The organism is Cupriavidus sp. 21MJTG02-4 (assembly GCF_057798975.1).
This window is the reverse complement of record NZ_JBYOJP010000036.1, coordinates 1-20,479: the sequence shown is the minus strand read 5'-3', so window position 1 is coordinate 20,479 and position 20,479 is coordinate 1. Positions and strand designations below refer to the sequence as shown.

Sequence of the window (20,479 nt, the reverse complement as noted above, 5' to 3'; positions counted from 1 at the left end):
CCTCTGCGGCGAAATCCATCGGGGCCGGCGGACTTAGTTCCGCGATCGAGTCCGAATATAAGTCCGCAACCACCCTACTGGCTATCGACAAATATCCCTTGCAAAAGGGAGGCGACCATATAAGTAATCGCGGTACCAATTGAGAGTGAATCAAACTGTGGGAGGTCAATTCATGCCGCTCGGCGCGCATTCGGCGAGTTCACAGCTATAGAAGGTTTGGTCAACCCGGCAAGTTTCTTAACCGAGAATTCTTTGTTGAGAACAGCAACTCTGACCTGCGCCAGACAGTGCGCTCCCTCGTCCGTCCATCGCATTTGTTGCTTCTTCGCCATGCGATGGCTGACCACCAGGTTCACCGCGGACTCGGCAATGCTGCTGCTGATTGGTAGTCCCTTGTGATAGCGCATGCCATAGTTCACGAGCGTACCGGCGTTGTTCTCGATGTAGAAGTACAGGCGGCGCAAGTTCCAGTACAACGTCGAGTACTCATAGCCTTTGTCCGCCAACAGCGTGGCATCCAATGCCTTGATGCGGAACACCGATTGTCGGCCCTTTCCATGCCAAACCAGCCACTTGGCGTGGTCGATCTCTGTCTCTACGGCGATTCGCTCGTGGGGCTCCATCGTCTGGCTTCCTAAGACCGAGTTCCTGGCAGCCTTAAACTTCATCGCGATGTGAAACCAGTCCAGAATCCTTCCCCTGGCAAGCTGGCTGCCATCTACCGCCTTGCCAAATTCGCCAGCGTCATCGCTGATCACGGTGACTCGCTCGTCTCGAGCCACGCCGCTTGCAAAGAGAAATTGGTCCAGCCGCGCGGGCGCCGATGGCACCAGCTTATGCACGTACGCGTAGAGACGCGGGGTGCGATCAGCAAGAGTTGCGCGGCCCGCAACGATGTTGACATGTCGATCCCGAGTCAACTTCTGCGCCCAAGGCGATTTCAGCTCGGCAAGCTCGCGCGCCGCTTTGCGGCTCTTGGGGCTGCTGCTGAAGCTCAGCCAAGCCGAGTCGACGCTCACGCAGCCGACGGTGGTCGATTCGCGAATCTGCTCTCCGCTGACCGCTTTGGGTCCAGACACGATATCGCGCTCGATCTGCGCGTCCAGCGCCCTCCCGATGGCGAGGATCCGACGGCGAGTACTACCGAAGGAAATCCCTTTGTCCAGCGGAAGGACCTCTCGAAGCAGCTCAGTGGCCTGACGGTAGGGTAGATGGGCAGCCCATTTGGCCTGCAGGTACTCCAATTCCGGCGTCACACGCTGGTGAACGGCCTTGCACAGCGGACTCACTGAGCGGCGCGGTTGTCCTTGCTTCGCCGCGCAGTTGCACGCCCACAGCCTCGGACTCGGCACGTCGACCTTGCCAAACACGGTTCGCAGCACGATCGACCGTGCGTCCTTATGCGGCAGCATCGAGCCACAACGATCGCAAGCCAATTGGCCCTCCATCCACCCGGCAGTCTGCTCCGACACCAGTAACGATTGAACCTCAGCAAGCAAGGCGCGACCTTCGGCAAGTGTAAGTCCCAGGTCGGCGACGCTCCGGTCCTTTCGTTCCACCACAGCAACGATCGTTGCTTCAGTCTCACCCGCTTTCCCACCCTCCAGGCGGGCCTCGATGATCAGTCGCATAGCAACTCCGATCGGTTGGCAACGTCGCCAGCATAGCTGATACGGTCAGCGCGCCGGGCGGGCTGGATGGGCTCTTTTCGTTAGAAACTTCGCGGATTCCAAGCACCGTATCCCATCGGGTACGGCGCGGTCATGCCGTCTATGACGGCGGTCAAGTCAACGGAAATGGCCTCCCACGTTTTGGTTCACTCTCTTGGGAGTGCACGCAATAGTGTCAATTCACCGGCCGGATTTCTATATTCGACGCGGGCTCCAGCTGGATTCCGGAGTGACAGACTTGCTCCGTTCTACGGATTTATATATCCGATGCGGGTTCCAGCTGGATTCCGGAGTGACAGACTTGCTCCGTTCTACGGGAGTGACAGACTTGCTCCGTTCTACGGATCAAGAACCTGGCTTGAACCGAAGCGAAAGCATCTGCCGGTACCCATCGACCTCAGATACACCCTGGCCTCTTGCGCGGGGCATTGGCCCCACAACTTTTGCGTTCCGCCCGTTTATTGGAGCAGTTCAAACCAAGTAATCAGGAGATTGGGGTTTACCTATTTGGGGAAAACCCTTAATATGCGACCGTAGAATGCCGCAATGCAGCATCACGGATGGCATTCCAACTGGACAAAAGAAGTGAGCCATGAAAACCAGTCGCCCCGCTCTGATCGCTATCGCTACACTGGCTGCCGCCCTGTCGGCCGCGCCGGCGTTTGCCAAGAGTGGCAAATTCGACACTTATGCTGACGGCGCGCGGACTCCGAAGTACGATGTTTATACGGATGGTGCAAAAAGCGCCAAATTCGACACTTTTGTCGATGGCGCCAAGGCCGGCAAGTTCGACATCAATACGTACGGCGCCCGCTACTACATCGCCTCGGACCGCTCCGCCCTCTGAGCTCGATGGGCCGTGCGCGGCGGTCGAAAGCCGCTCGGCCTCCTCCGGTCGCCAATTAGAGGGCGTCTGAAAGAACGCCTCTCCGTATTGCCTAAGACGTGACCCGTACCGGATGCGGGCGTCTGGCGAATACCGAACCCTACTCTTTTCGGAGCGTAGGGTTTTTTGCTTTTAGAGTCCTGTGTGCTTTTTGCGGTATTAAGCCGAAAGCGGGCTGTCCCACGGGATCAGCTCGCGCCGGTAGGTTTGCCACGCTATCGGCAAAGCGTGTGGGCCAAGTGACGGCGCCCGGGGCTGCTCGCGCGCAGCCATCCCGATACGGTCGAACTGGCCTCTGATCACATATAGGCCACGGTCGTTATTACTTCTTGGCCTTATGTGTCAATTCCGGCTTCATCCCGGCACAACCCCTTCTTCGCTGGCAAGGTGTCGGCGCGCGATGCACGCCGCCTCGGCACGGCCATCATCAGCCACACCTGGCTCGCGCACTCGGCAGCTCAAGTTGGCGTCCTATGACCGTCTGTTTTCATAAGCAGGACGCGATGCCCAAAGGCGGCTTGGTCAATCTGATTGCCCTGCCCACTGCAGAAGCGACCGCGTGAGCAGGGCTATAGCGTGTTCGTCGATGCCGATCTTCATCCCGATCCCAACCCGTGGGCATTCCTGGCGTCAATCCAGCCGATTGCGCCGCATGACATCGAGCCAACCATCTTTCGTGCCACGGGTAGCGCCACCCGTTGGATGTTACCTTCATCGGCGATGAGGATTTGGCCACGCCATCAAAGCACGAAGATTCGGCGGCAAAGAAGCTCACAGGCAAGATGCCGGAATCGCTCCAGAAACGGGGACGTCGCACAGTTTCAGCCCACAAACCCACTCGGATTCATAGATTGCCAGCGCCAGGAATCTTCACACATGCGGTCAAGATCGTACCGCGCACGCCAGCCCAGCATCCGGTGTGCCAGCGCGGGATCGGCATAGCAGGAAGCGATATCGCCGGCTCGGCGAGCCACGATTTCGTACGGCACGGGGCGGCCGCTGGCGTACTCATATGCCCTGATCACTTCCAACACGCTGTAGCCGCGGCCGGTGCCGAGGTTGACCGTTATCCCCTGCGGGTGGCCGCGCAGGTAAGCCAATGCCGCGAGATGGCCGTCTGCGAGGTCGGATACGTGGAGATAGTCGCGCACGCCGGTACCATCGGCCGTAGGATAGTCGCCGCCAAACACCATCAGCTTGTTGCGGCGCCCGTCCGCCGCCTGTGCCACGTAAGGCATCAGGTTATTTGGCACACCGCTCGGGTCCTCGCCGATCAGCCCGCTCTCGTGCGCACCCACCGGGTTGAAATAGCGCAAATGGGCAATGCGCCAGTCCGGATCAGATTCTTCAAGGTCGCGCAGGATCTGCTCACCCATCAGCTTGGTCTGACCATAGGGATTCGTTGCGGACAGCGGGAACTTCTCGAGAATCGGGACTGTGTGCGGATTGCCATAAACGGTGGCTGAAGAACTGAACACCAGTTGCTTTACCCCTGCTGCCTGCATGGTTGCGCATAGGGTCAGCAGACCGTTCATGTTGTTATCGTAGTACGCCAGCGGCTGGCTCACGGATTCGCCTACCGCCTTCAGTGCCGCGAAATGGATGGCGCCGGTGATGCAATGCTCGGCAAACAGGCGGTCGAGCAACGCGCGGTCGCGCACATCACCTTTGACAAATTGCGGGTTTTTTCCCGAAATAGCGGCAATTCGCTCGACCACTATCTGATTGCTGTTGCACAGATTATCAAGGCCGATGACATCGTACCCGTCGTCAAGCAGCGCCACCCACGTATGCGATGCGATATATCTGGTAGCACCAGTGAGCAGCAATGACTCAGACATGAGAATTTTTCAGGTTGAACAAGATAGGTTAAGGACGCCTCGTACATCCCATGCCATCGGCGCTGGTGCGCAAGCCTGCCATTCAATGGGCCAGCACATACTCAGAAGGGCAGCCGCGCATCCGGCTTCTCGCTTAGAATCACACGTTTGAACTCAGCCTGGATCCGCGCCAGCGCGGCGTCGTTGTCCGCCTCGAACCGCATCACCACCACCGGCGTGGTATTGGAAGGACGGGCCAGGCCGAAGCCATCGGCATACTCGACTCGCACGCCATCGATGGTGATGACCTCACGCGCGCCCTCGAACTTCGCGTTGGCCCTGATCTTGTCCAGCAGCGCGAACGGCTCGCCCTCCGCACACTTGAGTTGCAGCTCGGGCGTGTTGTTGGCGTTCGGCAGCGCATTCAGTACGGTGCTCGGGTCGCCATGACGCGACAGGATTTCCAGCAGGCGCGCGCCCGTGTACAGGCCGTCGTCAAACCCATACCAGCGATCCTTGAAGAACACGTGCCCGCTCATCTCGCCCGCGATCGGCGCGCCGGTCTCCTTGAGCTTGGCCTTCACCAGTGAATGGCCGGTCTTCCACATCAGCGGCTCGCCGCCATGCTTGCGAATCCACGGCGCCAGCTTTCCCGTGCACTTGACGTCGTAGATCACCTGCGCGCCGGGGTTGCGCAACAGGATCTCCTCGGCAAACAGCATCAGCTGCCGATCGGGGAAGATCACCTGGCCGTCCTTGGTCACCACGCCAAGGCGGTCGCCGTCGCCATCAAAGGCCAGGCCCAGCTCGCAATCGGTCTCGCGCAGGCACTTCATCAAGTCCTGCAGGTTCTCCACGTGGGCCGGATCCGGATGGTGGTTGGGGAAGTGCCCGTCCACCTCGCAGAACAACTCCGTCACCTCGCAGCCGAGCCCGCGGAACAAGTCGCCCACGAAGGCGCCGGCTACGCCATTGCCGGCATCCAGTGCAATCTTCATCCGGGTCGGTCGCCAGCAATTCCTTCAGCATGGATGCAGCGGGATGGTGCTCGCATCGAAATCAACCCGGGCGATGTCATCTGGACGCCGCCGCCCGGTGTGAAGCACTGGCATGTCGCGACGGCCACAACGGGTATGAGCCACATCGCGATCCAGGAGACTCTGGACGGCAAGCGAGTCGGGTGGCTGGAGAAGGTCAGCGACGAGCAGTACGGCAAGTAGCCACCCAGCCGTGGCACGGCTGTCTCAATCTCGCAGCTTGAGCGCCTCGACCACGAGCGCGAAGGCGGGTAAGGACTGGCGGCGGCTGGGGTAGTAGAGGTGGTAGCCCGGGAAGGTCGGGCTCCACTCTTCCAGCACACGCACTAGGCGGCCGGCCTCTACGTGTGGCCGAATGACGTCCTCGGGCGCGTAGGTCAACGCATACCCTTCCAGTGCGGCGTTGAGAAGCTGTGCAGAGGTGTTGAAAATGATCTGGCCGGACACCTGAACGTTCAGCGCTCTTCCGTCTTGCACGAACTCCCAGGCATACAGCCCCCCGTGAGTCGCCATGCGCAGGTTGCCGCAGTTGTGCGACGTGAGGTCTTGCGGTGTCTGAGGTTTGGGCCGATTCGCAAAATAGGCCGGTGACGCCGCGACGGCCATCCTGAAGTCCGGCGAGATGCGGACCGCAATCATGTCCTTGGCAATCTGGTCGCCGATGCGCACGCCGGCGTCGAACCGCTCGGCCACGATGTCAATCAAGCCATAGCCGATGTTGATTTCCAGCTGGATGTCCGGGTACTCGGGCAGCAGCTTTGACAGCTTGGGCCAGAGGATGGTGGACGCCGCATGGTCATGCGTGGTGATGCGGATGGTGCCTGCAGGCTTCTCACGCAGCTCGCCAATGGCGGCCAGTTCCGTCTCAATGCCCTCATAGTGCGGAGCCAGGCTCAAGAGCAGCCGCTCTCCCGCCTCGGTCGGCGATGCGCCCCGGGTGGTTCGCGCCAGCAGCCGGACTCCCAGGCGCTCCTCCAGCGCTCGCATGCTGTGACTCAGCGCCGACTGGGTGACGCCCAACTGGGCCGCGGCACGGGTGAAGCTGCGCTCGCGCGCCACCACGATGAAGGACGAGAGGCTGTTGAGGTCTATCCGATCTTTCATGAAGCAAACTCATATCGTTTAGATAAGTATGCCGGGTTCTCACATGACCCTCAAGTTTCTAAAGTACTCACATGCCTTCCGAACACAGCCATTTCGGTACCACCCAAAGAGGGCAGCAACCAACTCTGAAGGAGCTGAATATGCAAAAGCGCACACTGGGCAAGAACGGTCTTGAAGTCTCCGCCATCGGCCTGGGCTGCATGGGCCTGACCTTTGGCTACGGCCCGGCGACCGAGAAGTCGACCGGCATCGAATTGATCCGCGCGGCGTTCGAGCGCGGCGTCACGTTCTTCGACAGCGCCGAAGCCTACGGCGCGGTGAATGAAGAAATGCTCGGCGAAGCCGTCGCCCCCTTCCGCGACCAGATCGTCCTGGCCACCAAGTTCGGCTTCAAGGATGGCATCGCCACCGCCGGCCTCGACAGCACACCTGCCCGTATCCGCCTAGTGGCCGAACAGTCGCTCAAGCGCCTGAAGACCGACCGCATCGACCTGTTCTACCAGCACCGTGTCGACCCGAACGTCCCGATGGAAGATGTGGCTGGCACCGTCCGCGACCTCATCCAGGAAGGCAAGGTCAAACACTTCGGCCTGAGCGAGGCCGGCGTGACGGCCATCCGCGCTGCCCATGCGGTCCAGCCCGTGGTCGCCCTGCAGAGCGAATACTCGATGTTCACCCGCGAGCCGGAACTGGAAATCATCCCGACCCTGGAAGAGCTTGGCATCGGTTTCGTGACTTTCAGCCCGCTGGGCAAAGGCTTCCTGGCCGGCAAGATTGACGCCTCCACGACCTTCGCCGAGGGCGACGTGCGCAAGAACCTGCCGCGTTTTGCTGACGAAGCCCGTGAGGCCAACCACAACTTGGTCACGTTGATCGGCGAAGTGGCCAAGCGCAAGAACGCCACGTCCGCGCAGGTCGCCCTGGCCTGGCTGCTGGCACAAAAGCCCTGGATCACGCCGATCCCTGGCACCACCAAGCTGCATCGCTTGGAAGAAAACATTGGTGGCGCCGCCGTCGAGCTGACGGCGGCCGACCTGAAGGAACTGGCCGATGTGATGGCCAAGGTTCCGGTCACGGGCGAGCGCTACAACACCCAGATGATGAAGACCGTCAACCGTTGAGGCGACCGCGATGACTGCACAAACACTTCAAGGGCGCGTTGCGCTCGTCACCGGCGGCACGACCGGCATCGGCTTTGGCTCGGCCAAGCGGCTGATCGAGCACGGCGCGACGGTCTACATCACGGGCCGTCGGCAAGAGGTTCTCGACACGGCCGTCGCCAAGCTTGGCAAGGGCGCACACGGCATCCAGGCTGACGCCAGCGTCAAGGCCGACATGCAGCGTGTGGCAGACACCATCAAGGCGGCGCACGGCAAGCTCGACATCCTGTTCGCCAACGCCGGCGGCGGCCATGCCACCCCGCTCGAAGAACTGACCGACGAACAAATCGACAGCGAGCTGTCCATCAACATCAAGGGCGTCGTGCTGACGATGCAGACGATGCTGGGCGTGCTGCGGAATGGCGCCTCGGTGGCGCTCAATGCGTCCATCACGGCGGACATGGGTTTGTCGGGTTTTGCGGTGTATGCGGCGACCAAAGCGGCGGTGCGCTCACTCGCTCGCAGTTGGACGACGGACCTCAAGCACCGCGACATCCGCGTAAACACCATCAGCCCCGGCGTGGTGCCGACCGAGGGGTACGGCAAGGAACAGAAGATGACCGACCAGTAGGTGGCGGACTATGTGGAGCGCGTCTCGACTGAAATCCCCGCTGGCCGTGTCGGTTCCACCCAAGACATCGGCGATGCCTTGGTGTTCCTGGCCTCCGACGCTAGCGCGTACATCCGCGGCATCGACCTAGTGGTGGACGGCGGCATGACCCGCGTCTACGCCGGCAAGAACTGAAGGAAGAAGCATCATGACTGCAAACCGACTAGACGAAGTCCACATCGTGTGTGAGCTGCGCTGCGAGACCGCCGACCGCGAGCGGGTGCGTGAACTCGCGCTCCAGTTCGTCGAGCCTGCCAGGGCCGAAGCAGGCTGTCTCTATTACAACCTTCATCAGAAGCTCGGCGAGCCCAATACCTTCTTCATCATCGACGGGTGGGCCAACCAGGCGGCTGTCGATTCCCACGCCGGCAACGCCCACGTGGCCAGCGTGATGAAAGAGCTGGGGCCGCTGCTCACCTTCGGGCCTTCGCTCACCTTCACTTCCCGTGTAAGCGACTGACGAGCCCGGCCATCTTCCCGTAGAAAGGGCGACCCCATGAGCCGCATTTTCATCACCGGATCGGCCGAAGGCTTGGGCCGCGCCGCGGCGCAGGACCTCATCGCCGGCGGCCATGAGGTCATCGTGCATGCTCGCTCCAATGAGCGAGCCCAGTCACTGCGGCGAAGCCTGACGGGCGCAGCGGCCATTGTGGTGGGTGACCTTGCCAATGCTGCCGAAACCCGTGCCGTTGCCGGCCAGGTCAACGCCATCCGCCGGATGGACGCCGTCATCCACAACGCCGGCATCTATATGGAAACGAACCGTGGCAATACGCCCGAGGGCCATGCAACGGTGCTCGCCGTCAACACGCTGGCGGCGTACCTGCTCACCGCCTTGATGGAGCAACCGGGCCGGCTGGTGTACCTCAGCAGCGGCATGCATCGCGACGGGGAGGGTTCGCTGCGCGACATCGACTGGACCGAACGTCGCTGGCAAGCCACCAGAGCCTACTGCGAGACCAAGCTCCATGTCGCCGCGCTTGCGGCAGCACTCGAACGCCGATGGCCCGAGGTACTGAGCAACGCGGTCGACCCGGGTTGGGTTCCCACGCGCATGGGCGGCGCCGGTGCACCTGACGATCTGCAGATGGGTCACCAGACGCAGGCGTGGCTGGCCACCAGCAGCGACGCGGCTGCGCTTGTCAGCGGCGGCTATTGGCATCACAAGAGAAAGCAGAAGCCGGCCGACGAGGTATCGGATCGCGCCTTTCAGAACCAGTTGTTGGCCCGGCTCGCCGAACTCACCGGTGTGTCGTTGCCGTGAGTAGCCGAACATCTCTCCGCACAGCGCCGGACCCGACCATGCCAGGCACTGCAGTCATCGTCGGCGCTTCACTGTCCGGCCTCATGACAGCGCTCGCGCTTTCGCGCGCAGGACTGACGGTCACTGTCCTGGAAAGGTCGGGCGACACGGGGCGTACCGGCGCGGCCATCCACGTTGAGGAGAAGCTGCTGGAGCGGATCGTCGGCCCTCGACTCGCGGCGCTCGGGCAGGAGATTCCGGCCGGTGTGCAAACCTGGTTCACCGTCCACGCCGGACTGCGCGAGGCAGCAGGCGCCGATCCGAACATCCGCCTTTACACCCACACCGACGTGATATCCGTGGATCAGGACAACGACAGCGCATGGGCGACAACCCGCGCCGGTGACCGCTTTAGCGCTGACATCGGCATCGGTGCCGATGGCCATCGCAGTGTGGTGCGCCAGCGCGTCTGTCCGCAAAGTCCAGATGCCCGCTTCGCCGGCTACCTGATCTGGCTGGGCGTGGCGCAGGAAAGCGCGCTGCCGTCCAACTTTCGCTGGCCAACCGATGTCGCTTATCTGGAAGGCGGCGATTTCATCCTGCTGGGCTACCCGTTGCCAAGCGCGGATGGATCGCTCAGGAAAGGCTCACGCAAGTTGGGCTGGGCTTGGTACGACGCCAACAGGAACGGCCTACTCGAAGAGAGCGGGTGTGTCGCTGAAGACGTCGTTCATCACACACTGCGTGCGGGGGATGTGCCGGAGGCGGTCTACCACGATCTCGCAGAGCAGGCCCGCAAGCGCTGGCCGGCGCCGTGGCGCGACACCATCCTGGACTGCATTGGTCGCCGCGCTGTCATCGGCACACCCATCGCAGAGTACGTCCCGGAACGCCTCACGCGGGGGCGCCTTGCGCTCGTCGGGGACGCAGCGCACGTTCCGACGCCAATGACCGGCAAGGGCTTCGGTGCCTCATTGCAGGACGCCCTGGCGATCGCCGACGCAGCGAGTAACGGAGTGCGGGGCAGCGCAGGTCAAGAGGCGCTGTACCGTTATGAGCAGCAGCGCTTGCAGTCTGCGCGCAGCCTAGTGAAGGGCGGGCAGCAGTTCAGCCGCTCGTTTGCCCAGTACGTCGGCGCATGAATCAAGCTGCCATGAGCCACGCTCATAAAGCCTAAGAGTGGTTGCCGACTACTCGACGAGTTCGCTACTTCCTAGAGTGGATGCTTTAAGGAGTAGCACCATGAGCGAGGTTTGGTTCATTACAGGCGCAGGCAGTGGCATCGGTTTGCCGGTGATCCTGCTTGCACCAACCTACACCGCCCAGATGATGAAGACGGTCAATCGCTGATCGGATCGGCCAGCAGCGGGCGGCCGTGACCTAACGTCTTCGCTGTCCGCTGTGAAAACAGCAGCACTTGCGAGGAGTGAGATCATGACATTCGCCGGATCATCGGTCGGCTTGTGCATGCCGCCAGGAAAATTTTTTATTGAGCAGGGACACGGCGTTGTGCCGCATGCCCGGAACGCAGCCCGCACCCATGCGACACGCGCAGCGTTGCCAGCGCGCGAGGCGATCGTCATCAGCAATGTTGCCCTCCTTCTAAACCGAAGATGCCAGGCAGTGCCTAGTCGAAAGCAGCCCCCATAAGGAGCCCCCTACCATGACAGAAAAAGAATCCTCGCCAGCAATTAAGCTAGACGACGTGCGGGCCGTATCGCCGGTACTAGCTCGATACACCCAAGATGCACTCCGAGACCTGTGGCAGCGCCCAACCTTGTCACCCCGCGATCGCAGCCTGATCACCGTTGCTTCGCTGATCGCCCGCTCACAGCCGATCGAACTGGCGACCCATATCGGGCTTGCGCTGGACAACGGCGTTACACCGGCGGAGCTTTCGGAAACGATCACTCAACTTGCTTTCTATTCTGGGTGGGGCAATGCCAACGCCGCCGTCGCGATAGCTGGTGAGATCTTCGGCGAGCGCGGGATCCAACGAGCTCAGCTTCCTGGCGCATCGGTCGAACTGCTTCCGATCGACGAATCCGTCGAGGCACGTCGCGCAGCTACTGTCGATGAGATGATTGGCACGGCCTTTCCGATGCTCGCGCGGTATACGACCGATGTCCTGTTTCGTGACCTGTGGCTTCGACCCGGTCTCGCGCCGCGCGACCGAAGCCTGGTGACCGTGGCTGCGTTAGTGACGTCCGGTCAATCCGCGCAGATTACCTTTCACGTGAACAAGGCCATGGACAACGGTCTCACTCAGCATCAAGCGGCGGAGGTCGTCACACACCTCGCCTTCTATGCTGGGTGGCCCAACGCGATGTCCGCGGCAGTGGTTGCCAAGGATGTGTTCGACAAGAGGTCTGGTTGAGCTTACAGCCGCCACACCGGCCTCCGAGCGACTGACTGACCGCGGCCGTGGCCGCGGTCAGTCAGTGTCTGCGGAGACGCGAGAACTGAGCTCAAGCAGATCCAGTTCTCTCTCGACGGCACGATAGGCCTCGTCGCCAATCTGTCCGCTGTCGCGAAGGTCATCGATCGCACGACGGGAGGCTGGCACGACCTTTTGGCGAAGAGAATTATCCGATGAACCACGCGGATCTCGACCGTCGCGCGCCTCACTCAAAGCTTCGCAGTACTCCATCTTCATACGCTGGGCAGCGGCGCCTTCGTGGCGGTCGAGCTCAGCAATGCAGCTTCTAGCGCCGCGCCGCGTGCAGTCGCCAGTTCTTCCAGCACCTTGTTGTCGACCGGCAGACGAAGCCACAGAAGCAGTGGACCGAGCGTCAGCCCCTGCACAACCAAGGTCCCCAGAACTACGGTGAACGCAGTCAAAAGAATGAAGTCGCGATAGGGAAACCCGACAGGTAGCGCGAGCGCTGCAGCGAGCGTAACAATACCGCGCATTCCCGCCCAGCCCACCATTAGCCAACTTTTGGCGTTCTGGGCCCCGTGCGTTCGCTCTGATTCTGATCACGGACAGAACCATAGACAAGAACCCACGCCAGACGGACTACCACCACCACTCCCAGGATGGCGAGCGCGATCCCAAGCACGTGCCGTCGTTCGCGGTCCGGAAACGCCTCAATGATCGGACGTACCTGAAGTCCGATAAGTGTGAACGCGAAGACGTTCAGCACAAACGTAACCGCTTCCCAAGTGGAATTGGAGAGCACACGTACGTGCGAGTTCGCGGAGGACGTGCGCCTCCGCGCCGCAGTCAGTCCGAAAACAACTATGGTGATGACACCTGAAAAGCCAAGGCGCTCGGCAACAATCCACACACCGAAGGTCGCGACAAACTGGATGATTGTCGCAGTCGCGGCTCAGAAATAGGCGCAAGCACGCGCACGACGATTCTCGCCATCGCCCAGCCCGCTGCGGCACTGCCAAAAGTCACGAGGACAAGGGCCGGCGTTAGCTCCGCAACGCTAAAGCCACCCGCCGCGACCACACCGATCGCCAGCTTGTAGATCAGCAGCGAGGACGCATCATTCAGCAGACTCTCTCCCTCGAGGATCGTGCGAATCCGGTGTGGCGGCGCCACTTGGCGCAGCACGGCAAGCGCCGCTACAGCATCGGGGGGCGCTAGCAAAGCACCGAGGGCGATCGCCGCTCCCCATGGCATCTCGGGGAGGAAGAACTTGGCGACGACGGCAACCGTGACAGTCGTCAAGCCGACCGCGACCAGCACTAGCGACAATACCGGTCGCCAGTTCTCGCGCAGGTCGCGCAGCGAAGTGTCATGCGCAGCGTCGAGGAGCACGGGCGCAACGAACAGCGCGAGGATGAGATCGGGCGGAAGGTCTAGTGTTGGCGTGCCAGGAATCAGAGACACGACAACGCCGCCCAGCGCCAGCAGAGTGGGATACGGAACATTCAGCCGCCCCGCCACCATGGACAAGATGGTTGCGCCGAGGAGGAGGACAAGGATCGTCTCAAAGATATGCATCTGTGCTCGCCCCTTTCCACAGATGATGAAATCAGATCGTGTGGGGATTTGAACCCGTGACCCGAGGAAGGCGCGAGGACAGCCGATTCGTGATTGTGCCAAGGAATCGGTCCGGGTACGGCCACTTGTCCGGGCAGTCCATAGGTCCGGCATCGGCCAGACAGCGAGTCGACAATGACGAGGGACACATCGATGCGATCGGCTGCAAGGCAGTCAGTATCAACATTACTACCCTTCATGAGTACTAAGTTGGAACCTTCTCACGCCTGTCATCGGGACTTGAGCCGTCGTTAAGAGCGCGTCACTATTGAGCACCATCGCCCCCACGATGACCGTCGTGGGGGCAATGCCCTCAGATCCGAGCGTCTTGAGTGTCCGAACCGTCCCTTACGAGGAGCTCAAAATGCTGCATCACCGGCGGCTGAGCGAAATAGGACTGAACCATACCGCGGAACTCGGGGGAAAGGGGGCCCTCGCGGTAGGTAACCATGTGGTCTTCAATCCTGTTCCAGAGAATCTGCATGACATAGCGCGATGGCGACTCGACGCACCTATTGAGCTTGTATCCTCGCATGCCCACCGCACGCGACATCACTGTCTGCAGTCCTTGAATGATTGCGGCCTCAAAGTCAGCGTTTTCTCCCTGCTTAATCCAGATATCGACATGTTCCAGTATCATGACTCGTCTCCGTAGCGAAATTTCGGTTCTGTACTGCCTGCTGAAGCGGTTGCCGAACCCACGGGTCGCCGAAGACTTGATCAACCAGGATGAGGTCACACCCGTACGTACCTTCCAATTTTCCTCCTGCACTTGTAATTGTGGCCTTGCCAGACTCTGGAAACGCGGCTTGCATTCATCAACGTGGTGGAACAATAAGGTCGAGATTCGCGAATGCGGACCGCATCCGCGATCCAATGACGGCGGGTGAGACGGGATTCAGAAGCGGACCAATACGGCTTTCGACTGCGTGTAGGCGTCAATCGATTCTGCGCCGAACTCCCGTCCGATGCCGGACTGCTTGTATCCACCAAACGCCATCACAGGGTCGGATTCCCCGTAGGTATTGATCCAGATTCGCCCGGCCTTCAGGCGCCGTGCGACGGAGTGCGCACGGGTGATGTCACGTGTCCACACCGCAGCGGCCAAACCATATGGCGTGTCGTTGCCCTGGAACACCGCATCATTCTCGTCCTTGAACGGGATGACGGATACCACAGGCCCGAAGATTTCCTCCTGCGCAATCTTCATCGTGTTCGAGACACTGCTGAAGACGGTCGGCTCGACGAAGTGGCCAACCTCGCCGATACGCGATCCACCCTGAAGTAAAGACGCCCCTGCCTCTTTTCCGCATTCGACGTAGAGCAGTACTCGTTCGAGCTGCTTGGCTGAAATCAGCGGCCCGAGCTTAGTGTCGGGCGCGAACGGGGAGCCGACCTTGTAGGTGGCGGCGATCTTGGCGATGCGCTCGCTGAGCTCGTCGTGCAAGCTCTCGTGTACGAACAGACGGGTGCCGGCCGAGCACACCTGCCCCGAGTTGCCGCAGAAGCTCTTGACTGCGGCCTGCAGCGCCTTCTCGATATCGGCGTCCGGGAAGATGATGTTGGGCGACTTGCCGCCGAGCTCAAGCGTCACCTTCTTCAGGTTTCCAGCCGAGGCTTGAAGGATCTGCTTGCCAACCGCGGTCGAGCCGGTGAAAGCGATCTTGTCGATCCCGTGGTGCGCAGCGATCGCCGCGCCCGCGCTTGCACCGAAGCCCGGGAGAATATTTAGCACCCCGGCCGGCAAGTCTGTCTCTTGGACCAGCTCGGCCAAACGCAGCGTCGACAAGGGAGCTTGCTCCGCAGGCTTGAGAACCACCGTATTGCCGCAGGCCAACGCCGTGGATATTTTGATCGCGGCCATCGTCAGCGGCACATTCCACGCGTTGATCTGGCCGCAGACGCCCATTGGCTCTCGCACCGTGTACATGAATATCGACGAATCCGTGGGATTCGTGGTGCCGAAGATCTTGGACGGCCATCCGGCGTAGTATCGAAACACTTCGCTGGCGGCCGCGACGCTCGCGGTGCTGTACCAAAGCGGCATGCCGTTGTCGAGCGACTCCAAAGCCGCCAGTTCATCAGCGTGGCGGTCGATCATCTCGGCGACTTTTAGCAGCGCCCGAGTACGCGCGTGCGGCGTAATGCCCGACCAGGATGGCGCTTCAAAAGCCTTGCGCGCCGCGACTACAGCAGCGTCCACGTCAAGCGCGTCGGCCTCCGCCACCGTCGACAGGAGTTGCTCTGTCGAAGGATCAAATGTGTCGAACGTCCTGCCGGATTTCGCGTCAACCCACTCGCCTCCGATCAGCAGCTTCTTTGGCCCTGCCCGAACCCAGTCGAGAGCACGCCGATGCCCTTCACCGACGGGGGGCGAGGACTCGATTGGCAAGGAATTAAATGTAGACATAATGAGAGATCCTTTCCTTTCTTCAGAAGCTTGCGCCGGCGCCGAGAGTCTTGGCGAACGAATTCGGAGCAGCGGATATACCCCACTCGACAATCGCCATAGCAGTTTGTCGAGGGCTTCGGTGTAGGGGTGAGTAGGTCCACCACCTTTCAACCAACTCACCCTCCGGAGAAAGCACGTTGGCGAGGCGCTAGGGCATCAAGGAAGCTTGGGCGTCGCCGCAAGCCAGCTAGCGACTCAATGTTGCGGTGCGCAAGATTGTGAGCACGCACAGGGGCAGGCGCAGCGGCTTCACGAGCTGCGTGCAAGCTGGACAATTCGCTTCCACTTGGCCGCTTCGCTGTTCATGCCGTCCATCAGTGGTTTGTAGCCCAACACCTCTGGGAAAATCACTTGACTATCACAGAATTCCTTGAAGTCTGCTGTCTGTGCGATGCGACTGATCTCGTCTGACAGCACCTGCACCACAGGCGTCGGCGTGCCCGTGGGAGCCATGAACTCAAGCCATGACGAGAGCTCGAAGCCCGGTATGCCGGCTTCCGCGACAGTGGGAACATCAGGAAGTACTTCCCAACGCTTCGCGCCGGTGACCGCGAGCGCACGCAGCTTCCCGGCCTTTATCAGGGGAAGCACGCCGGCCGATCCCTGGCAGGTGAAGGCAATGCGGCCGCCGGCGACGTCAGTAACTGCAGTGGTCGTCTCCCTGGAAGCAATATGTTGAGCCTTCGTCTTGCTCATGTCGTTCAACACCACGCCACAAAGATGCGCGGTGCTACCGACCCCCTGCGACGAATATGTCACTTCACCGGGCTTGTTCTTCATCGCCCGGAGCAGGTCAGCCAGCGAGCGATGGGGCGAGCCCGTCGGCACTACCACGGCTAGCGACAATTGCGCTACCCGCGCGACTGGTGTGAAGTCCTTCTGCGGGTCAAACGACGCAGGAGTTTCGGAAACCAGCGGTAGCAGGTATAGCGGAATGCCGGCCAGCACGAGCGTATAGCCGTCCGCGGGCGCCTTCGCAGCCGCTGCATACCCCAGAAGTCCGCCAGCTCCGGGACGATCCTCGACTAAAACCGGCGTTTTCAAGCGCTTTGATAGCGGCTCAGAAATGTAGCGCGCCGTGACGTCGATCGACGTGCCCGCCGATGCGGGAATGATGATCCTGATCGGTTTTGAAGGAAATTGCTGTGAAAAAGCCCGGCCCATTCCAAGCAGCGGCAGTGCCCCAGCAGTCCGAAGCATCATTCTTCTAGTGGGATTCATCCATTGTCTCCATGCATTGGCATCTCGGCTATCACCGCGATTGCGAATGCGCGAGGCCAATTCTAGAAGTCGTGATGGACTTACACATCCCACTTCGGCAGCAAGGTGCTTTGCAGGCAGCGGGAAGCTCCCGGTCGACCAGAGCGCCGTAGCCAGCACCGCCGATGGCAGCCTCGCGCTATTTGTCGGCGCCTGAGGACGGGTATGCGCCAGCCTCGGTCAGGGTTTCCTGGCCGCGAAACAGCGCTACCAGGAAGTCGACGAAGACACGCACCTTACGGGAAAGACCCCGGCTGCTGGGATACACCGCGTAGAGCTCAGCGTCTCCCGCCTTGGGGTTCACCGAGTAATCGTCGAGTACCCTCACCAGCGCACCCTGTGCAATGGGCAAGCGGACCATCCATTCATGTACTACGATCAGGCCGAGCCCGGACAGCGCCGCCGAAAGTAGCACCAAACCGTTGTCCGAACGTACAGTCCCTTGAACTTCGATCTCCTCATGCTGATCATCCCTGGTGAACCCCCACACGTTCCCATACGAACGGGCCGTGAACAGGACGCAATTGTGCTCGCGCAGATCCGCCGGGCTCCGAGGAACGCCATGCCGCTGGAAGTACGTAGGGGAGCCGCATACAATTCTCTGGCTGGGACTTAGACGTCTGGCTACGAGCTCAGAATCCGGAATGTTGCCCATCCACACCGCTACGTCAATGTTGTTAGCGACGAGGTCGCGCCTCTCATCCGTCAACGAAATGTCGATACTAAGCTCTGGATACTGTTCCAGCAGGGTTGGCAATGCTGGAACGATGATCGTCGTTCCCGTGGAAACGCGTAGGGATACGCGTAGCACGCCCTTCACGCTTTCCTGGAAAGACGTCGCTTCGGACTTGGCATTTTTGAGGTCGTTCGCGATGACGCAGACCCGTTCATAAAAACGCCGACCCGGTTCGGTTAGCGACAAGCTGCGGGTACTGCGATTGAGCAGTCGCACGCCCAATTCGTCCTCGAGGGACTTTACCTGGCGGGCGACCGAACTGATGGAAGATTCGTGACGTGCGGCAGCCGAGAAACTTCCCGCTTCGACAACCTTTATGAAAGTCTGGATACGCGTAAATTCGTCCATGCGACCTAGTCCCCTGTCTTGTCAGCAATCCTCATCCGGTCAGCCAGAAGGGGTGTGCCTGTATGTATTGCACTGGGTAGGAAATGCCAAGCGTTTATGCCAGTCACGACCCGAGAATCGATTTAAGTATACACGGTGACCGGCGCGTCACTTCTGAGAACCCAGTCAATCCGGTCTTGGCCAGGCTTCCTTGGCGCTGCTTCGGATTCTGAAGCCGCGTGCCAACGCACGAACGTCTCGCTGCCGCCCTCGTAACGCATTGCTATTTGCAGCGGCAGCAAAAGTCCTTGCCGCCGAGGCACGTATGCAAGTGCCCCACCCGCTTCTACAATGCGGCCGTTTGGTGGGCGCCTGGGCAGGTACAACAGTGCAGCAACGTGATAACGCCTTGGGATAATAACCACGAGGCGCCTCCGTACTGGCGACGACGAACCTCTCCCACAATGTTGGGGCTCCCGTCTCGCAGCCGTAGCCGTACGCTCCCTTTCCGAGGAGACAGCGTGGGCTCCAGGAAATTATCGCCAAAGGCTTTCGCATATATCGATGTCGTCCGGGGATGCCAATTTCATCAGTACGCTTGGACGGCCGGACGAAGCGTGCGTACTAGGTCGGCAAGGCACTGGATTATCTGGGTGACGCCAAGAAGATAACATCCCGCGGCTCCCAATGGTCGCACAGGGAAACCCCAATGGAATCAACCAATATGGACGATCATCACTCCGTTTGCCTGTCGGTCGCGGAAGCAGACGACCTGGGCTGCAAAGTCTTGGTGAGACTAGGCTACACGCCCGAGGAAGCCAAGACCATCACCGCCCATCTGGTGAGCAATTCCATAGACGGCTATCCGTTCGCCGGCCTGCCGCGAATTCTGGCGATTGCGGACAGTCCAGAGCTGAAAAAACCGCGCACCCCGGTAACGGTGATCCACGAGACGCCTGTTTCGGCGTTGCTCGACGGTGGCAACCACGTCGGGTACATATCCGTTAGCCGTGCTGTCGAGGTGACCATCGAGAAGGTGCGTCAGTCTGGTATTGCGGTCGTAGGAGTGGCGAACAGCTGGTTCAGCGGTCGCAATGCGTATTACCTGGAAAAAATCGCGCGCGCCGGCTTCGTCGGCATCCATACGGTCAGCAGCCCCGCCGCAGTGGTGCCGATTGGAGGAAGGCGGCCGGCGTTGGGTACCAACCCCATCGCATTCGCGTTGCCCGGTGACGTCAACCCCTTCATCTTCGACATGGGCACGGCTTCAACGATGTGGGGCGAAGTGCTGCTCAAAGCGTTCTTGGACGAAGAATTCCCTGAAGCGCTTGGCGTCGATAAGGATGGTGTACCCACCCGGCGGGCAAAAGCCATGGTGGAAGGCGGAATCATCCCCTTCGGTGGGCACAAAGGCTATGGCATGTCTATTGCGATCCAAGCGCTCGGTCTGCTTGCTGGCGCGAAAAGGCGTAACGGAAGGGTGGACGACTTCGGGTTCCTGTTCATCGCCTTCGATCCAGGGCTACTGATGCCGCCGGAGCAGTTCAAGGCGGAACTGTCCGAACTTCTCAAGTTCATCAGAAGCCAGCCGCGTCAGAATGGAGTTGACGAAATCCGTATCCCATCGGAGCGTGCGTTCCGGGAACGTGATCTGCGACGGGAGCAAGGCATCCTGCTATCACGCCGGGTCTATGAAAGGCTGCACGCCATCCTCGCTGCGTCGCAGTGACGGTGACGTGCCGGGCTATCTGCCGAAGTTGCTAGAGCGCGGGTGCCGCGTCGGCAGCCGTCACGCCATGCAACGACAACAAGAGTAGGAGACACTGAATGAGCAGGCCTGTGATCATATCCTGCGCCCTCACGGGCGGGGGCGACACGACCGGAATCAGCCCGCACGTGCCTGTCACGCCGGAGCAGATCGCCAACGAGGCGCTGGCCGCTCGCGCTGCCGGCGCTGCCATCGTGCATATCCATGTCCGGGATCCGCAGACTGGGAAGCCGAGCCGCGAGCTGGCACTCTATCGCGATGTCGTGCGCCGTATTCGGGATACAGGCAGCGACGTGCTGATCAACCTGACGACAGGGGCCGGCGGCCGCTATGTTCCTGACGCTGTCGATCCCAATCGCAACGCGATCGCCGGGATGGCGACGCCCGAGGAGCGCATGGAGCATGTGCT

16 protein-coding genes and 4 pseudogenes are annotated in these 20,479 nt (G+C 60.7%); 10 read left to right on the top strand and 10 right to left on the bottom strand.

The window, feature by feature from the left end:
• Positions 1–170: 170 nt before the first annotated feature.
• Positions 171–1,631 (bottom strand): ISKra4 family transposase, encoded by a 1,461-nt coding sequence (locus AC3FKH_RS33930; protein WP_488680037.1) that lies wholly within the window; start codon positions 1,629–1,631, stop codon positions 171–173.
• Positions 1,632–2,262: 631 nt separating this feature from the next.
• Between AC3FKH_RS33930 and AC3FKH_RS33925 the strand changes: the two genes are divergently transcribed.
• Positions 2,263–2,517 carry a hypothetical protein gene (locus AC3FKH_RS33925; RefSeq protein WP_488680036.1) on the top strand — a complete coding sequence of 85 codons (255 nt, stop codon included), beginning with the start codon at positions 2,263–2,265 and terminating at the stop codon, positions 2,515–2,517.
• A gap of 860 nt (positions 2,518–3,377) precedes the next feature.
• Here the strand turns inward: AC3FKH_RS33925 and galE are convergent.
• Together galE and AC3FKH_RS33915 are read right to left on the bottom strand one after the other, a co-directional pair.
• Positions 3,378–4,397: a UDP-glucose 4-epimerase GalE gene (gene galE, locus AC3FKH_RS33920; RefSeq protein ID WP_488680034.1), complete on the bottom strand. Its 1,020-nt coding sequence runs from the start codon at positions 4,395–4,397 to the stop codon at positions 3,378–3,380.
• A gap of 101 nt (positions 4,398–4,498) precedes the next feature.
• Positions 4,499–5,374: pseudogene (locus tag AC3FKH_RS33915) on the bottom strand (phosphomannomutase/phosphoglucomutase); the annotation flags it as partial.
• Positions 5,375–5,422: 48 nt separating this feature from the next.
• Here AC3FKH_RS33915 and AC3FKH_RS33910 point away from each other — a divergent pair.
• Positions 5,423–5,596: pseudogene (locus AC3FKH_RS33910) on the top strand (cupin domain-containing protein); the annotation flags it as partial.
• Positions 5,597–5,620: 24 nt separating this feature from the next.
• Here AC3FKH_RS33910 and AC3FKH_RS33905 read toward each other — a convergent pair.
• Entirely contained in the window at positions 5,621–6,517 is an 897-nt protein-coding gene (locus AC3FKH_RS33905; RefSeq protein ID WP_488680032.1) for a LysR family transcriptional regulator, read from the bottom strand.
• Between the two features lie 140 nt (positions 6,518–6,657).
• On the opposite strand from AC3FKH_RS33905, the gene AC3FKH_RS33900 reads away from it, so the two are divergent.
• The 6 genes and pseudogenes from AC3FKH_RS33900 (at position 6,658) to AC3FKH_RS33875 (ending at position 11,907) form a co-directional block, all read left to right on the top strand.
• A complete protein-coding gene (locus tag AC3FKH_RS33900) occupies positions 6,658–7,638 on the top strand; it encodes an aldo/keto reductase (protein ID WP_488680030.1) in 981 nt (326 codons plus the stop codon).
• 10 nt (positions 7,639–7,648) lie between these two features.
• Positions 7,649–8,422 (top strand): annotated as a pseudogene (locus AC3FKH_RS33895) (SDR family oxidoreductase).
• Between the two features lie 13 nt (positions 8,423–8,435).
• Positions 8,436–8,747, top strand: a complete 312-nt coding sequence (locus AC3FKH_RS33890; protein ID WP_488680028.1) for a putative quinol monooxygenase — start codon at positions 8,436–8,438, stop codon at positions 8,745–8,747.
• A gap of 36 nt (positions 8,748–8,783) precedes the next feature.
• Complete coding sequence (locus AC3FKH_RS33885) at positions 8,784–9,551, top strand: SDR family NAD(P)-dependent oxidoreductase (protein ID WP_488680026.1); 768 nt, start codon at positions 8,784–8,786, stop codon at positions 9,549–9,551.
• Positions 9,552–9,589: 38 nt separating this feature from the next.
• The gene (locus AC3FKH_RS33880; protein WP_488680024.1) at positions 9,590–10,672 is read left to right on the top strand and encodes an FAD-dependent monooxygenase; all 1,083 of its coding nucleotides are present in this window, start codon (positions 9,590–9,592) and stop codon (positions 10,670–10,672) included.
• Positions 10,673–11,193: 521 nt separating this feature from the next.
• Positions 11,194–11,907 (top strand): carboxymuconolactone decarboxylase family protein, encoded by a 714-nt coding sequence (locus AC3FKH_RS33875; RefSeq protein ID WP_488680022.1) that lies wholly within the window; start codon positions 11,194–11,196, stop codon positions 11,905–11,907.
• A 275-nt stretch (positions 11,908–12,182) separates the two neighbouring features.
• On the opposite strand, the gene AC3FKH_RS33870 is transcribed toward AC3FKH_RS33875, so the two are convergent.
• The 6 genes and pseudogenes from AC3FKH_RS33870 to AC3FKH_RS33845 all read right to left on the bottom strand — a co-directional run bounded on the left by AC3FKH_RS33870 (position 12,183) and on the right by AC3FKH_RS33845 (position 18,323).
• On the bottom strand, positions 12,183–12,461 hold the full coding sequence (locus AC3FKH_RS33870; RefSeq protein ID WP_488680021.1) for a hypothetical protein: 279 nt from the start codon (positions 12,459–12,461) through the stop codon (positions 12,183–12,185).
• Positions 12,461–13,434, bottom strand: a pseudogene (locus AC3FKH_RS33865) (cation:proton antiporter). The gene AC3FKH_RS33870 and the pseudogene AC3FKH_RS33865 overlap by 1 nt, the downstream one beginning before the upstream one ends.
• A gap of 406 nt (positions 13,435–13,840) precedes the next feature.
• Entirely contained in the window at positions 13,841–14,167 is a 327-nt protein-coding gene (locus AC3FKH_RS33860; RefSeq protein WP_488680019.1) for an antibiotic biosynthesis monooxygenase family protein, read from the bottom strand.
• Positions 14,168–14,425: 258 nt separating this feature from the next.
• Complete coding sequence (locus AC3FKH_RS33855; protein ID WP_488680017.1) at positions 14,426–15,937, bottom strand: aldehyde dehydrogenase family protein; 1,512 nt, start codon at positions 15,935–15,937, stop codon at positions 14,426–14,428.
• A 291-nt stretch (positions 15,938–16,228) separates the two neighbouring features.
• Positions 16,229–17,200 carry a Bug family tripartite tricarboxylate transporter substrate binding protein gene (locus AC3FKH_RS33850; protein ID WP_488680015.1) on the bottom strand — a complete coding sequence of 324 codons (972 nt, stop codon included), beginning with the start codon at positions 17,198–17,200 and terminating at the stop codon, positions 16,229–16,231.
• 178 nt (positions 17,201–17,378) lie between these two features.
• Complete coding sequence (locus AC3FKH_RS33845) at positions 17,379–18,323, bottom strand: LysR family transcriptional regulator (protein WP_488680014.1); 945 nt, start codon at positions 18,321–18,323, stop codon at positions 17,379–17,381.
• 688 nt (positions 18,324–19,011) lie between these two features.
• On the opposite strand from AC3FKH_RS33845, the gene AC3FKH_RS33840 reads away from it, so the two are divergent.
• Both AC3FKH_RS33840 and AC3FKH_RS33835 read left to right on the top strand, forming a co-directional pair.
• Positions 19,012–20,031 carry an Ldh family oxidoreductase gene (locus AC3FKH_RS33840; RefSeq protein WP_488680012.1) on the top strand — a complete coding sequence of 340 codons (1,020 nt, stop codon included), beginning with the start codon at positions 19,012–19,014 and terminating at the stop codon, positions 20,029–20,031.
• A 98-nt stretch (positions 20,032–20,129) separates the two neighbouring features.
• Positions 20,130–20,479 (top strand): 3-keto-5-aminohexanoate cleavage protein (locus AC3FKH_RS33835; protein ID WP_488680010.1); only part of this gene is annotated, 350 nt, incomplete at its 3' end.

Excerpts from the sequence above, each read along its gene's own strand:
- AC3FKH_RS33845 (WP_488680014.1), bottom strand. The coding sequence starts at position 18,323 with ATGGACGAATTTACGCGTATCCAGACTTTCATAAAGGTTGTCGAAGCG.
- AC3FKH_RS33880 (WP_488680024.1), top strand. The coding sequence starts at position 9,590 with ATGCCAGGCACTGCAGTCATCGTCGGCGCTTCACTGTCCGGCCTCATG.
- AC3FKH_RS33890 (WP_488680028.1), top strand. The coding sequence starts at position 8,436 with ATGACTGCAAACCGACTAGACGAAGTCCACATCGTGTGTGAGCTGCGC.
- AC3FKH_RS33905 (WP_488680032.1), bottom strand. The coding sequence starts at position 6,517 with ATGAAAGATCGGATAGACCTCAACAGCCTCTCGTCCTTCATCGTGGTG.
- galE (WP_488680034.1), bottom strand. The coding sequence starts at position 4,397 with ATGTCTGAGTCATTGCTGCTCACTGGTGCTACCAGATATATCGCATCG.
- AC3FKH_RS33855 (WP_488680017.1), bottom strand. The coding sequence starts at position 15,937 with ATGTCTACATTTAATTCCTTGCCAATCGAGTCCTCGCCCCCCGTCGGT.
- AC3FKH_RS33900 (WP_488680030.1), top strand. The coding sequence starts at position 6,658 with ATGCAAAAGCGCACACTGGGCAAGAACGGTCTTGAAGTCTCCGCCATC.
- AC3FKH_RS33850 (WP_488680015.1), bottom strand. The coding sequence starts at position 17,200 with ATGAATCCCACTAGAAGAATGATGCTTCGGACTGCTGGGGCACTGCCG.
- AC3FKH_RS33875 (WP_488680022.1), top strand. The coding sequence starts at position 11,194 with ATGACAGAAAAAGAATCCTCGCCAGCAATTAAGCTAGACGACGTGCGG.
- AC3FKH_RS33860 (WP_488680019.1), bottom strand. The coding sequence starts at position 14,167 with ATGATACTGGAACATGTCGATATCTGGATTAAGCAGGGAGAAAACGCT.
- AC3FKH_RS33870 (WP_488680021.1), bottom strand. The coding sequence starts at position 12,461 with ATGGTGGGCTGGGCGGGAATGCGCGGTATTGTTACGCTCGCTGCAGCG.
- AC3FKH_RS33840 (WP_488680012.1), top strand. The coding sequence starts at position 19,012 with ATGGAATCAACCAATATGGACGATCATCACTCCGTTTGCCTGTCGGTC.
- AC3FKH_RS33885 (WP_488680026.1), top strand. The coding sequence starts at position 8,784 with ATGAGCCGCATTTTCATCACCGGATCGGCCGAAGGCTTGGGCCGCGCC.
- AC3FKH_RS33925 (WP_488680036.1), top strand. The coding sequence starts at position 2,263 with ATGAAAACCAGTCGCCCCGCTCTGATCGCTATCGCTACACTGGCTGCC.
- AC3FKH_RS33930 (WP_488680037.1), bottom strand. The coding sequence starts at position 1,631 with ATGCGACTGATCATCGAGGCCCGCCTGGAGGGTGGGAAAGCGGGTGAG.